Below are 12,536 nucleotides of genomic sequence, written 5' to 3'. Positions count from 1 at the left end.
ATCCCCCTGACTTGCGCCCGTGGGTTGCGATAACGCCGTCATCGCGAAGGTGTCAGGGACCAAGGCCGGTCAATTCCGGCCAGCGGCTCAGATGCGCCGCACGCGCCAAGCGAAGACCACGGCGAGCGCCAGGGTGAGCGCCGCCATGAGCTGGTGGGCGATGCCGAGCCCGATCGGCACGCGGGCCATAAGGGTGGCGATCCCCAGCCCCGCCTGCGCCACCACGGCCAGGGCCACGGCCAGCGCCAGCACCTTGGAGTCGCGGGCCAGGTACCGCGAGCGCCAGGCCGCCGCGCCCATGGCCAGGGCCACGGCCAGCAGCAGGTAGGCGACCAGGCGGTGGTGCAGCTGCACGGCGCCCTGGCTGTGGGCGATGGTCGCCCAGAGGCTCCCGCCCCAGTAGTCGTCCGGGACGAGCCGGCCGCCCATCAGGGGGAAGTCGTTGTAGATCAGGCCCGCGTCGTTGCCGGCCACCAGGGCGCCCAGCAGGATCTGCAGGTAGATGAGGGCGGTGAGCCAAAGCGCTCGCCGGCCCCAGGGGCTGGGCAGGGTCTGCCGCGCCCACCCGGCGAAGGCGTCGAGCGCCGTCCAGACCAGCGCGCCCAGCAGCGCGAAGGCCAGGCCCAGGTGCACCGTCAGCCGCTCGGGCGCGACGGAGACCCGCTCGGAGAGGCCGCTGGCCACCATCCACCAGCCGACCGCGCCCTGCAGCCCGCCAAGGATGAAGAGACCGCCCAGCCGCAGGAACAGCCGCTGCGGGATCTGGCGGCGCACGGCGAACCAGACGAAGGGGACCAGGAAGACAAGGCCCACGATGCGGCCCAGCAGGCGGTGCGACCACTCCCACCAGAAGATGGTCTTGAATTCATCGAGGCTCATGCCCCGGTTGAGCTGCTGGTACTGCGGGATCTTCCGGTAGGCGGCGAACTCGGCCTGCCAGTCGGCCTGCGACAGCGGCGGGAGCGCGCCGTGCAGCGGCTTCCATTCGGTGATCGAGAGCCCTGAGTCGGTCAGGCGCGTCGCCCCGCCGACCACGACCATGGCCAGCACGAGCGCCGCCACGACCAGCAGCCAGATGGCCACCGGCGTCGATCGGTCGGAACGCAGGAACGAGGTCATGGAAGTGGAATTGCGCCGCTTTCAGGCTGAACTTTGGCGGCGCTTTAAGCCGGAAACGCTTCCTACGTCCACGCAAGGCGCCTAAGAGGCCGCCGATGGACCTCCAAAGCGCTCGCGTCCGCAAGCTGATCGGCCTGTTCGCGATCCTCGCGTTCCTCACCGCCTACGCCGTCGTCGCCGGCATGATCGGCGAGCGCGTACCGCGCCACTGGGCCGCGCAGCTGGCGTTCTACCTGATTGCCGGCATCGGATGGGGAATCCCCATCCTCCCCCTGATCAGCTGGATGAACCGCGGCCGTTAGCCGCCGGGAGGCGAGGTGTCGGCGATGCGCCTGGCGGGGAAGACCACCTTGAAGCGGTAGACGTTTTCCGGGGCCGCGGCGGCGCCCGCGGGCAGCGGGGCGGCCATCATCCAGCCGGCGGCGGCCATGCGCAGGGTGGAGCCGCCGAAGTGGGGCTCGCCGGACACGTGGGCGCAGGCCGAGAGCCGGCCGTCGGCCTCGACGACGCAGTCCACCACGGCCTCGCCGCCCTTGCCTTGCCTGAGCGCCTTCTCCGGCCAGAACGGTCCGGCGGGGACCAGCTTGCGGTAGTCGCCGGTGGGCTTCTTGAACACCGCCTCGCGCAGGGGCGGATCGCCGATGCGGGCGAAGCGGATCGGGATGTTCACCTCGCCGCCGGGCTTCACCTCCTGGTTCAGCGCCAGCCTGAACTTCGGGGCCAGCATCAGGGCCGAGGCGCCGAATCCGTAGCCGGCCGGCTCCTCGCCGGCCACGCCGCACGCCTCGACGCGCCCGTCCCCGCGGACGTCGCACTTCAGGGTCACGCGGGCGTCGACGCCGTCGGTCAGCGCCTTGGCGGGATAGGCGGCGCGCAGGTCGAGCGGCGAGGGCTTCTCCACCCAGTCGAGCGCCTGCTGGGCCCCGGCGGGCGCGGCCACCAGGATCGGAAGAGCGGTTGCGGCGGCCGCGATCAATGCGGCGCGGCGGCGGAGCTTCGAAGCTGCCATTTTGTCGTTTGCCCTCATGCCTAAAGCCGTTAGAAGACCCCCCTCGCCGCGCGGGCGCCGGAGCGTAGCGCAGCCTGGTAGCGCACTTGACTGGGGGTCAAGGGGTCGCAGGTTCGAATCCTGTCGCTCCGACCAGCGTCCGGGCGGCGAGATTCACTTCATTTCTGCTTGAGCAGGCCATCGAGCCGTCCCTTGGCCGCCTCCAGGTCGCCGAGCGTCTTGACCAGCAGGTGGCGCGCGCCGGCGGTGAGCTCGGCCCCGGCCAGGTCCGGCAGGTCGGCGGCGGCCGGCGGCGGCACGCCCTCCCCCTCCCCGGCCGCGACCAGGCGGCGGACGCCCTGCTCGCGGTGCAGGCGCTGGACGCCCTTGATGGTGTAGCCCTCGTCGTGCAGCAGGCGGCGCACCCCGCGCAGCACGGCGATGTCCTGCGGCCGGTAGAACCGGCGCCCGCCCGCCCGCTTCATGGGGCGGATGAAGGAGAACTTGGTTTCCCAGAACCGCAGCACGTGCTGCGGCACATGAAGCTCCTCGGCCGCCTCGGAGATCGTCCGAAAGGCTTCCGGGCCCTTGGCCATGGCCCCTAAGCGGTCCTCACCGCGACAGCGCGCGGTCGACCCGCGCCTTCATCACCTGGCTGGCGCGGAAGCCGATCACCCGCCGGGGCTCGATCGCGGCCGGCTCGCCGGTCTTGGGATTGCGGCCCATGCGGGCCCGCTTGGCGCGCACCTGGAAGACGCCGAAGCCGGACAGCTTCACCTGCTCGCCGCGCTCCAGCGCCACGCACATCAGCTCGAGCACACGCTCGACCAGCTCGCTGCAATCCTGGCGTGTGAGGCCCACTTCCTCGTGGACCGCCTCGCAAAGATCGGCCCGCGTCACCGTCGCGCCCTTCATTGTCGCCCGTCCCCGTAGCGGCTGTCACCTAAGCTGGACTGATTGTCCTATGGCGTCAAAGACTTCAAGGGCCAGTTTGGCGAAGGCGGTTAAGGCGTCGCCCTAAAGCCGCACAACGCAGGCGCCCCAGGTCAGTCCGCCGCCCATGGCTTCCAGCAGAAGCAGGTCGCCCTTCTTGATCCGGCCGTCCTGCACCGCGGCGTCGAGCGCCAGCGGGATCGAGGCGGCCGAGGTGTTGGCGTGCTCCGCTACGGTTGTGATCACCTTCTCCTCGGCGATGCCGCAGCGGTGGGCCACGCCCTGCAGGATGCGCAGGTTGGCCTGGTGGGGGATGAACCAGTCCACCTCGGACACTTCGATGCCAGCGTCGGCGGCGGCCATGTTGATGGCCTCGGAGATGTTCACCACGGCGTGGCGGAAGACCTGGTTGCCCTGCATCCGCAGGTAGCCGGTCTTGCCGGTGGAGACGCCGCCGTCGACGTAGAGCAGGTCCTGCTTGGTCCCGTCCGCGCGCAGGGCGAAGCCCAGCAGGCCGCGGTCGGCCGTGGTCCCCGCCCCTTCCATGGGCTCCAGCACCACGGCGCCGGCGCCGTCGCCGAACAGCACGCAGGTGCCGCGGTCCTCCCAGTCCATCAGGCGGGTCATGGTCTCGGCGCCGATGACCAGGCAGCACTTGGAGCGGTTGCGCGCCACGAAGCCGTCGGCGACCGACAGGGCGTAGACGAAGCCCGAGCAGACCGCCTGGACGTCGAAGGCGACGCCCACGGGGCAGCCCAGCTTGCGCTGGACGATGGTGGCGCAGGCCGGGAAGGTCAGATCGCCGGTGGTGGTCGCCACCACGATCAGGTCCACGTCGTCCGGCGTGCGGCCGGCGGCCGCCAGCGCCTTCCTGGCCGCCTCGACCGCGATGTCGGAGGTGAACTCGCCGTCCTTCGCCTTGCGGCGCTGGCGGATGCCGGTGCGCTCGGTGATCCACTCGTCGGAGGTGTCGACGAACTTCGCCAGATCGTGGTTCGTGACGATCTGGTCCGGCAGGTGTCCGCCGACGCCGGTCACGACGCTGCGCAAGGTCACTGGGGAAGCTCCACATCGGCGGCGGCCGGACCCGCATCTGCGAGCGCGGCCGGGAGCCTTCTCATATTGCGTTCGATCTCGGCGGCGAAGCCGCTTTGCGCCAGGTCGGCTGCGACACGGAGCGCCTGGGCGAAGTCGCGATCAGTGGCGCCGCCGTGGCATTTCAGCACGATGCCGTTCAGGCCGAGCAGCGGCGCGGCCGGCGGCGGATTCATGCGGTCGCGGAACTTCATCAGGCCGCCGCGGGCGAGGCCCGCGCCGAACGTGGTCAGGAGGTTGGCCTTGAGCGCCGACTTCAGCTCACCGGTGATGAACTTCGCCGCGCCCTCCATGGCCTTGAGCGCCACATTGCCGGTGAAGCCATCGGTGACGATCACGTCCACCTTGCCGCGGGTGATGTCGTCGCCCTCGACGAAGCCGCGGTAGTCCAGGTCGATCTTGCCTTCGCGCAGCACGGCGTGCGCCTGGCGGACCTCCTCGTGGCCCTTCATGTCCTCGGAGCCCACGTTGAGCAGGCCGACCGTGGGGTGGGCCACGCCGTGGGCGGCGCGATGGAAGGCCTCGCCCATGATCGCGAACTCGACCAGTCGCTCGGCGTCGCAGTCGACGTTGGCGCCCACGTCCAGGAAGGTGGTGATCCCCTTCGGATGCGGAATGCCCGCCACCAGCGCCGGCCGGTCGAGGTCGGCTGCCATGCGCAGGATCAGCTTGGAGATCGCCATCAGGGCGCCGGTGTTGCCCGAGGACACGGCCGCGGCCGCCTCGCCCTCGCGGATCGCCTCGACGGCGTTCCACATGGAGCTGCCCTTGGAACGGCGAAGCGCCTGGGCCGGCTTCTCGTCCATGGCCACCACCTTGTCGGCGTGGCGGACCTCGACGCGATCGGAGGCGGTCTTGCAGCGGGCCAGCTCGGCGCGGATCTGCGCTTCGTCGCCGTGCAGCAGGAAGCGGACGTTCGGCGGCAGCTCGCCCAGGGCGCGCGAGACAGCCGGGATCACCACGGACGGCCCGTGGTCCCCGCCCATGGCGTCGATGGAAATGGCCAGAGCCTGGGTCAAAACGGCCGCTTCTCGTCCCTCGGCCCGCAAGAATCGCCGTGTCTCGACGATACCGCCCGCGGGCGTTCACATGCAAACTTAAGGGCTTGGCTAGCCCTCAGGGTCTTTAAGCTTCTTCAACGCCGCGAACGGGCCCTCCTCCGGCTCGGGGCGCGTGAACTGGAATTCGACGCCCGGCTTGCGCGGGAACGGGTCGATCTCGAGCGCCAGGTGCTCCACCACATAGGCCCCCACGTCGAGGGCGTCGCCCTCCAGCACGTCCGGCGGATCCGGGGCGTCGGGGTCGAGCTCCATCTCGCGGCCGTCGAGGGTGGGCGCATGCGGGCTGCCGGGCGGCACCGCACGGACTTCGATGTCGCCCTCCAGCGGCTGCTCGAAGGGATCGAGGGTGACCGAGCAGACCTGCTCGACGATCGCGCGGAAGCGGCCGGTCATCTCGACCCCGTCCAGCCAAGGCTTCAGGGTCACCTCGGCGGTGAGCGCCGGCAGGCTCTCCAGGCCCAGGTCGGCGGCGATCTTCGAACGCTGGCCGGCGTCGGCCTCGACCTGCAGGCGCAGGGGGCCGCGGGCGATCTCGTGCAGACGGATCGGTTTCGCCCATTCGCCGCTCATGGCGCCCTCCACTCCACATGGCCTTCCAGGATGGCGGCCGCGGGCTGGCCAGCCAGAGCCTCCCGCTGGGCCAGCACGTAGTCGGCGAGCTCGGCCGCGCGCGAATCGGCGCCGGCGTAGACCGTGCGCGCCAGCAGCGCCTCCAGGGGCTCGCGGTCCGGCAGGGCCTCAAAGGCGGCGCGGTAGTTCTTCGCCCGGCCGAAGAAGGCCTCGCCCAGCTTGCGCATCTTCTTACCTACCGAGAGGTCGCCCACTCCCATCTCGCGCAGGGCGTCGTCGAGCGACTTCACGAAGGCGTCGAACAGCGCCTGGTTCACCTCGGCCGCCGCGTCGCCCTCGCCCTGCAGCCGGTCGATCAGCAGCAGGACGTGCAGGCTGTAGAGCTCGAAGCGGCCCTCGGTGGTGTCGGGAGCGGCGTAGCGCTCGTAGAAGGCGGGCGCGCGGGCCTGGTCCACCGCTCGGGCGTACAGCGCGCGTCCGGCGACCTGCGCGGGCCTGGGTCGGAACAGGCGGTTGAGCATCTGCGGCCTCGATTTCGCCAGAGACGCTGGCTAAAGGACGCGTTGAACTAAGGGGCGGCGGACGATAGGTCAAAGCCCCAGAGAACCAACAGGCTCCATCCCATGATGCTTCGACGCGCCGCCTATGCCGCCCTCGCCGCTGCGATCCTCGGGACCGCGGGATGCGCGCCGATCACCACCTATTCGGGCTTCCAGGCCATCGAATCTGACCCGAAGGACGTGAAGGTGGGCGCCGACACCAAGTCCACCGTGCGCGGCAAGCTGGGCTCGCCCTCGGCCACCTCGACGTTCGACCCCAACGTCTGGTTCTACATGAACCAGGTGAAGGAGCGGATCGCCTTCCGCCGGCCCAAGGTCGTGGCCCGCAACATCACGGCCATCGAGTTCGACAAGGACTCGGAAGCCGTGAAGAGCGTGAACAACTACACGCTGAAGGACGGCAAGGTGATCGCCTTCAACGGCCGCGAGACGCCCACCCGCGGCCGCGAGCTGACCATCCTCGAGCAGCTGCTCGGCACCGTCGGCCGCGGCGGCATGCTGCCGCGCGACCAGGACGAGGGCATTCCCGGCAACCGGCCGGGCGACCGGCGGTAAGCGATTTTCCCTCCCCCCCGGGGAGGGATAGGCCGCGTAGCGGCCAGGGTGAGGGAGTCGCGTTCAAGCGCCTGCCTCCCCCCTGACCCACACTTCCTCACCCGGCTCGCCTTCGGCGAGCTGTCCCTCCCCTGCAGGGGAGGGAAATGCGCAAAAGAAAAGCCCCGGAGATCGCTCTCCGGGGCTTCCTTTTCAGCCGGGGCTGAAGGTTAGCCGATCACGCCGTTGGCCAGGACCGCGAGGAGCAGCAGGGCCACGATGTTGGTGATCTTGATCATCGGGTTCACGGCGGGGCCCGCCGTGTCCTTGTAGGGGTCGCCGACGGTGTCGCCGGTGACCGCCGCCTTGTGGGCGTCGGACCCCTTGCCGCCGAAGTGACCTTCCTCGATCAGCTTCTTGGCGTTGTCCCAGGCGCCGCCGCCGGAGGTCATCGAGATGGCCACGAAGAGGCCGGTCACGATGACGCCCATCAGCATGGCGCCCAGGGCCGCAAAGGCGTCGTTCTTGGTCGAGATCGCGTTGATGACGAAGAACAGCAGCACCGGGGTGACCACCGGCAGCAGGGACGGCACGATCATCTCGCGGATCGCGGCCTTGGTGAGGATGTCCACCGCGCGGCCGTACTCCGGCTTGACCTCGCCGGTCATGATGCCGGGGTTTTCCTTGAACTGTCGGCGCACCTCGGCCACCACCGCTTCAGCGGCCCGGCCGACGGCGGTCATGGACATGCCGCCGAACAGGAAGGGCAGCAGGCCCCCGAACAGCAGGCCGACCACGACGTAGGGATTCGACAGGTCGAAGGCGACGTCGCCGAGGCCCTCGAAGAACGAGCCCGGCTCGGCGTTGGCGGAGAAGTACCGCAGGTCCGAGGTGTAGGCCGCGAACAGCACCAGCGCGCCGAGGCCCGCCGAACCGATCGCATAGCCCTTGGTCACCGCCTTGGTGGTGTTGCCGACGGCGTCGAGGGCGTCGGTGGAGACGCGGACTTCCGGCGGAAGCCCCGCCATCTCGGCGATGCCGCCCGCGTTGTCGGTCACCGGGCCGAAGGCGTCGAGCGCCACGATCACGCCCGCCAGCGAGAGCATGGCGGTGGTGGCGATGGCGATGCCGAACAGGCCGGCCAGGTTGTAGGCCGCGATGATGCCGACGATGATCGTCAGCGCCGGAAGCGCGGTCGACTCCAGCGACATGGCCAGGCCCTGGATCACGTTGGTGCCGTGGCCGGAGACGGAGGCCTTGGCCACCGACTTCACCGGCCGGAAGCCCGTGCCGGTGTAGTACTCGGTGATCACCACGATGGCCGCGGTGACGCCGAGGCCGACGACCGAGCACCAGAAGAGGTCCATGGAGGTGAAGGCCATGGTCCCGGTGTCCACCGCGTCGGGCGCGACGGCGTCGATCACGAAGTAGAGGGCGATCAGCGAGGTGACGCCGGTGACGATGAGGCCCTGGTAGAGGGCGCCCATGATGTTGCGGCTCTTGCCCAGGCGGACGAAGAAGGTGCCCAGGATCGAGGTCAGGATGCAGATGCCGCAGATGGCCAGCGGCAGGAGCATCATCGGGCCCACGTAGTCCGTCCCGCGGAAGAAGATCGCCGCCAGGACCATGGTGGCGACCGTGGTCACCGCATAGGTCTCGAACAGGTCGGCGGCCATGCCGGCGCAGTCGCCGACGTTGTCGCCCACGTTGTCGGCGATGGTCGCCGCGTTGCGGGGGTCGTCCTCGGGGATGCCAGCCTCGACCTTGCCCACCATGTCGCCGCCCACGTCGGCGCCCTTGGTGAAGATGCCGCCGCCGAGACGGGCGAAGATGGAGATCAGCGAGGCGCCGAAGCCCAGCGCCACGAGGCTGTCGATCACCTCGCGGCTGGTGGGGTCGAGCCGCTGGCCGTCCTCCCCGGTGACCACGTTGGTCAGGATGGCGAAGTAGACCGCCACGCCCAGCAGAGCCAGGCCCGCCACCAGCATGCCGGTGACCGCGCCGGCGCGGAACGCCGTGGACAGACCGCGCTCGAGGCTTTCGGAGGCCGCCTGGGCGGTCCGGACGTTGGCCCGCACCGAGATCAGCATGCCCGCGAAGCCGGCGAGGCCCGAGAGCACCGCGCCGATCAGGAAGCCGATTGCCGGCAGGACGCCCAGCAGCAGCCACAGGGCGATGAAGATGACGACGCCGACGATGGCGATGGTGGTGTATTGCCGCTTCAGGTACGCCTGGGCGCCCTCCTGGATGGCGGCGGCGATCTCCTGCATGCGCGCCGAGCCGGCGGAGAGCCGGAGCAGCGAGCTGGTTTGCACCGCGGCGTATACGACCGCGAGCAGGCCGGCGATGATCACCAGCGTAAGCGTACTCATGTGTAGCGCACCCCTTTGCGATTGCGCGGAGGGGGACCTGCCGCCGACTCAGAAATGCGGCCGCCGGTGCTCTCCCAACCCCGGGTTTCCCTATGAAATGGAGCGACTTTCCCTCGGGCGCTCCTGAACAGACCGGCGGGAAAGTGCCAAGGAACGCCGGTCGGCGCAACGCCTGATGCGGCGAGGGTTTTTCAGCGCTTCGCAGCGGCCTGCTGGCGGGGCGAGCGGGCGCGCCAGCGCGGCGCCTGGGAGCTGACCACGACCGACTTCACCACGCCCGGCCCGGTGATCGCGGCGGCGTCGCGCGACAGGGTGGCGCTGAGCCTGGCGGCGTCGATGTGCTGGTAGTCGTCGGCGAGGGTGAAGGGGGTGCGGTGGCCGGCCCGCACCAGGGCGTCGCGGAAGTAGGGCTCCCTCTCCCGCCACTTCGACGGGTTGGCGCCGCTGGTCAGGTTGATGCGCACGTAGACGAAGACGTAGTTCACCAGCTGGCCGTTCACGACGATCGGCAGGCCTACGGGCGAGACGTCGACGTACTGGCCGACCTCCTTGCTGGGCTTCTCGGGCGCGCCGGAGGCGGCGGCGGACGTGGCCGCCAGCAGGGCGGCGGCGGCGAGGATGAGCGGGCGGCGGAGCATGGCTAAAGCTTTGCCGCGACATGGTTTCCGCAAGGTTTAGACCGTTCGCAGATGCTTTCCGACCGCCTGCCGCAAACGTGACCATATCTGACAACAATGGTATGCTGGGAGCCCATCGGAGGGAGGATTCCAGGCCATGTTCCTCACGCGGCGCCAGGCCGGCGCGGGCTTCATGTCCCTTGCGGGCGCAGGCGCCCTGCCGCTTAAGAGCGCGTGGGCGCAGGAGGCGCCCCTCGCGGAGGATCCCACCGAGGTCGACACCACCAAGGGCCGCTGGGAGCACATGGTGGCGCCGGTCACCATCAACGCGCAGGGGCCGTTCAACTTCCTCATGGACACCGGGGCCAACGTCTCGTGCGTGTCCAACGACCTGGCCAGCAAGCTGATGCTGGCCTCGGGCCCGGCCGCGCCGGTGCACACCGTCGTCGGCGTCAGGACGCGCCCCAGCTTCATCATCGACCACCTGGTGGTGGGCTCGCGCAAGCGGCGCGAGGTGCGCGCGCCGGGGCTGCCGATCAGCGGCGTGGGGGTCGACGGCGTCCTGGGCGTGGACTGGCTGAAGGGGCAGCGCCTGGTGCTCGACTTCGAGAAGAAGAAGATCGAGATCACCCAGACCCGGGCCGAGCACTCCGGCCAGGGGCGCGTGGTCGTCCCCGCCCGCAAGCGGCTGGGGCAGCTGACCATCGTCGACGCCGACCTGAACGGCCGCAACATCAGCGCGATGATCGATAGCGGCTCGCAGGTGACCATGTGCAACACGCCGCTCCGGCAGCTGATCGCCGAGGCCGAGCGCGGTAAGAAGCAGCCGGTGTTCGAGCCCCGCAAGGTCAGGCTCGAGACGGTGGCCGGCGAGAAGTTCACCGCCGAGATGCTGTTCCTGCCGTTCCTGCGGCTCGGCGGCCTGCACCTGGGCAACGTCTCGGTGTTCTACGCCGACATGCACGTGTTCGACATCTGGGGGCTGAAGGACAAGCCGGCCATCGTGCTGGGGATGGACCTGCTCACCGAGTTCAAGTCGGTGGCCCTGGACTTCGGCCGCAGCCAGGTCCGCTTCGACTTCGCCGACGTCTAGCGCTCCTCGGGGGCCGCCCCGCGCAGGGCGGCGTTCTCGGCGCGGATGCGGACCCACAGCGCCGAGGCGTTGAGCAGCGAGAACACCACGGCGTAGCTCGTCAGGCCGAACACCAGCGGCAGGAGCGCGATCTCCACCACCACCACGGCGTAGTTCGGATGCGGCATGAACCGGTAGGGTCCGCGCCGCACCAGGGGCGCGCCCGGCAGGATGATGATCCGGGTGGTCCAGCGCGGGCCGAGGCTTGCCATGGTCCAGATCCGGAAGGCCTCCAGCAGGACATAGCACGCCACCAGCACGAGGTCGGGCGGCCGGTCCCAGGCCAGGGCCCAGAGCCCCACCAGCCAGGCGGCGTGCAGCCCCACGATCATCGGATAGTGCGCCTCGCCGGCCTCCACCGCGCCCTGCGCCAGCAGCCGCTTGGTGTTGCGCCGCGCCAGGACCAGCTCGCCCAGGCGTTGGAGGGTCACGATCGCAAGGATCACGACGGAGAGGATCATGCCGCGGAGAGCGTCACCGTGCTGGCGGTGAACCCGGGGCCGAGCGCCGTCAGCACCGAGCGGCGCGGCAGGCCCGAACGCCGGGCGCGGTCCAGCACGTAGAGCACCGTGGGCGCCGACATGTTGCCGTGGTCGGCCAGCACCTGGCGCTCGTGGTCGAGGGCGCCCTGCCCCAGCTCCAGGGAGCCTTCCAGGGCTTCGATCACCTTCATCCCGCCGGGATGGCAGACGAAGCGGTCCACGTCGGCCACGCCCAGGCCCTTCGAGGACAGCATCTCGTCCATCGCCGGCCGCAGGTGCTCGCGGGCGAAGGGCGGGATGGCGCGGGCGAAGATCACCCCCAGTCCCTGCGGATCGACCCGCCAGCCCATGATGTCGAGGGTGTCGGGCCAGGTGTGCTCGGCGACCCCCTGTACGCGGGCGAAGCCGTCCTCGCCGGCCCGCAGGACGCAGGCGGCCGCGCCGTCTCCGAACAGGGCGGTGGCGACGATGTCGGCCTTGGACGGCTGGTCCATGCGGAAGGCGAGCGTGCAGAGCTCGACGGTGACGAAGAGGACCGTGCAGCCGGGCTCGGCGCGGGCGAGCCGCGCGGCCAGCGCGAGTCCCGTGGCCCCGCCGGCGCAGCCCAGGCCGAACACCGGCACGCGGGCCGCATCGGGCCGAAAGCCCAGCCGGTCCATGGCGCGGGCCTCCAGGCTGGGCGTGGCGATCCCGGTGGAGGAGACGGTGACGATCACGTCGACGTCGGCGCCGGTCAGGCCCGCCTCGTCGAGGGCGCCGCGGGCGGCCTGCTCGAAGAGGTCCACGGCCCCTGCGAGGTAAGCCTGCGTGCGTTCCGGCCAGCCGCGGGGCTCGAAGAACCACTCGATGGGCATCACCGACTGCCGCGTGCGGATGCCGGCCGTGTCGAACACCGGCGCCATCCGCTCGAACTGGGGGAAGCGGTCGCGGAAGATCTCCCGGGCGGCCTGCGCCACCTCGGCCTGCGGCAGCTCGTGCGGCGGCGAGGCCGTCGCCAGCGCGATAAGCCCGACGGGGGTGGGCATGGGGAGCTCCGGAAGCCTCGTGCAGCCAATCCGCAGCCGCGACGGAGG

The 12,536-nt window shown here is 70.3% G+C and carries 15 protein-coding genes and 1 tRNA gene; 4 read left to right on the top strand and 12 right to left on the bottom strand.

All coding sequences use genetic code 11. The annotated features are described in order from the left end of the window. Positions 1 to 87: 87 nt before the first annotated feature. On the bottom strand, positions 88 to 1,119 hold the full coding sequence (locus VIL76_RS19520; protein ID WP_332046743.1) for a COX15/CtaA family protein: 1,032 nt from the start codon (positions 1,117 to 1,119) through the stop codon (positions 88 to 90). Between the two features lie 95 nt (positions 1,120 to 1,214). Here VIL76_RS19520 and VIL76_RS19515 point away from each other — a divergent pair, with 95 nt between their 5' ends. Beyond that, positions 1,215 to 1,421, top strand: coding sequence for a DUF2842 domain-containing protein (locus VIL76_RS19515; RefSeq protein ID WP_332046742.1), 207 nt, complete (start codon positions 1,215 to 1,217; stop codon positions 1,419 to 1,421). Here VIL76_RS19515 and VIL76_RS19510 read toward each other — a convergent pair. Continuing rightward, positions 1,418 to 2,128, bottom strand: coding sequence for an energy transducer TonB (locus tag VIL76_RS19510; protein ID WP_332046741.1), 711 nt, complete (start codon positions 2,126 to 2,128; stop codon positions 1,418 to 1,420). The genes VIL76_RS19515 and VIL76_RS19510 overlap by 4 nt on opposite strands. 58 nt (positions 2,129 to 2,186) lie before the next feature. Between VIL76_RS19510 and VIL76_RS19505 the strand changes: the two genes are divergently transcribed. Next, positions 2,187 to 2,263 (top strand) — tRNA-Pro (locus tag VIL76_RS19505). A gap of 23 nt (positions 2,264 to 2,286) precedes the next feature. On the opposite strand, the gene VIL76_RS19500 is transcribed toward VIL76_RS19505, so the two are convergent. From VIL76_RS19500 to VIL76_RS19475, 6 genes are all read right to left on the bottom strand, one after another. Next, on the bottom strand, positions 2,287 to 2,703 hold the full coding sequence (locus VIL76_RS19500) for a MerR family transcriptional regulator (protein ID WP_332046740.1): 417 nt from the start codon (positions 2,701 to 2,703) through the stop codon (positions 2,287 to 2,289). 16 nt (positions 2,704 to 2,719) lie between these two features. Next, on the bottom strand, positions 2,720 to 3,022 hold the full coding sequence (locus VIL76_RS19495) for an integration host factor subunit alpha (RefSeq protein ID WP_332046739.1): 303 nt from the start codon (positions 3,020 to 3,022) through the stop codon (positions 2,720 to 2,722). 102 nt (positions 3,023 to 3,124) lie between these two features. After that, the gene (locus VIL76_RS19490) at positions 3,125 to 4,096 is read right to left on the bottom strand and encodes a beta-ketoacyl-ACP synthase III (protein WP_332046738.1); all 972 of its coding nucleotides are present in this window, start codon (positions 4,094 to 4,096) and stop codon (positions 3,125 to 3,127) included. Further along, complete coding sequence (gene plsX, locus VIL76_RS19485; protein ID WP_332046737.1) at positions 4,093 to 5,154, bottom strand: phosphate acyltransferase PlsX; 1,062 nt, start codon at positions 5,152 to 5,154, stop codon at positions 4,093 to 4,095. The genes VIL76_RS19490 and plsX overlap by 4 nt, the downstream gene beginning before the upstream one ends. Before the next feature lie 90 nt (positions 5,155 to 5,244). Continuing rightward, the gene (locus tag VIL76_RS19480; protein ID WP_332046736.1) at positions 5,245 to 5,766 is read right to left on the bottom strand and encodes a DUF177 domain-containing protein; all 522 of its coding nucleotides are present in this window, start codon (positions 5,764 to 5,766) and stop codon (positions 5,245 to 5,247) included. Then, positions 5,763 to 6,287: a ubiquinol-cytochrome C chaperone family protein gene (locus tag VIL76_RS19475; protein WP_332046735.1), complete on the bottom strand. Its 525-nt coding sequence runs from the start codon at positions 6,285 to 6,287 to the stop codon at positions 5,763 to 5,765. The genes VIL76_RS19480 and VIL76_RS19475 overlap by 4 nt, the downstream gene beginning before the upstream one ends. Before the next feature lie 105 nt (positions 6,288 to 6,392). Between VIL76_RS19475 and VIL76_RS19470 the strand changes: the two genes are divergently transcribed. Then, positions 6,393 to 6,881 (top strand): outer membrane protein assembly factor BamE, encoded by a 489-nt coding sequence (locus VIL76_RS19470; protein ID WP_332046779.1) that lies wholly within the window; start codon positions 6,393 to 6,395, stop codon positions 6,879 to 6,881. Between the two features lie 209 nt (positions 6,882 to 7,090). Here VIL76_RS19470 and VIL76_RS19465 read toward each other — a convergent pair whose 3' ends face one another. Both VIL76_RS19465 and VIL76_RS19460 read right to left on the bottom strand, forming a co-directional pair. Further along, positions 7,091 to 9,232: a sodium-translocating pyrophosphatase gene (locus VIL76_RS19465; RefSeq protein ID WP_332046734.1), complete on the bottom strand. Its 2,142-nt coding sequence runs from the start codon at positions 9,230 to 9,232 to the stop codon at positions 7,091 to 7,093. A 191-nt stretch (positions 9,233 to 9,423) separates the two neighbouring features. Continuing rightward, on the bottom strand, positions 9,424 to 9,870 hold the full coding sequence (locus tag VIL76_RS19460) for a hypothetical protein (protein ID WP_332046733.1): 447 nt from the start codon (positions 9,868 to 9,870) through the stop codon (positions 9,424 to 9,426). 136 nt (positions 9,871 to 10,006) lie between these two features. Between VIL76_RS19460 and VIL76_RS19455 the strand changes: the two genes are divergently transcribed. Then, positions 10,007 to 10,942: a pepsin/retropepsin-like aspartic protease family protein gene (locus VIL76_RS19455; protein WP_332046732.1), complete on the top strand. Its 936-nt coding sequence runs from the start codon at positions 10,007 to 10,009 to the stop codon at positions 10,940 to 10,942. Here VIL76_RS19455 and VIL76_RS19450 read toward each other — a convergent pair. Both VIL76_RS19450 and VIL76_RS19445 read right to left on the bottom strand, forming a co-directional pair. After that, positions 10,939 to 11,442 (bottom strand): isoprenylcysteine carboxyl methyltransferase family protein, encoded by a 504-nt coding sequence (locus VIL76_RS19450; protein ID WP_332046731.1) that lies wholly within the window; start codon positions 11,440 to 11,442, stop codon positions 10,939 to 10,941. The two genes, VIL76_RS19455 and VIL76_RS19450, sit on opposite strands and share 4 nt — an antisense overlap. Next, positions 11,439 to 12,488, bottom strand: coding sequence for a type III polyketide synthase (locus VIL76_RS19445; protein ID WP_332046730.1), 1,050 nt, complete (start codon positions 12,486 to 12,488; stop codon positions 11,439 to 11,441). Before VIL76_RS19445 ends, VIL76_RS19450 begins: the two co-directional genes overlap by 4 nt. Between the last annotated feature and the right edge of the window lie 48 nt (positions 12,489 to 12,536).

The sequence above is a fragment of the Phenylobacterium sp. genome (genome assembly GCF_036563285.1).
Lineage (GTDB): Bacteria > Pseudomonadota > Alphaproteobacteria > Caulobacterales > Caulobacteraceae > Phenylobacterium.
Note: the sequence above shows the minus strand (reverse complement) of the source record. Positions and strands in the feature narration are given on the sequence as shown.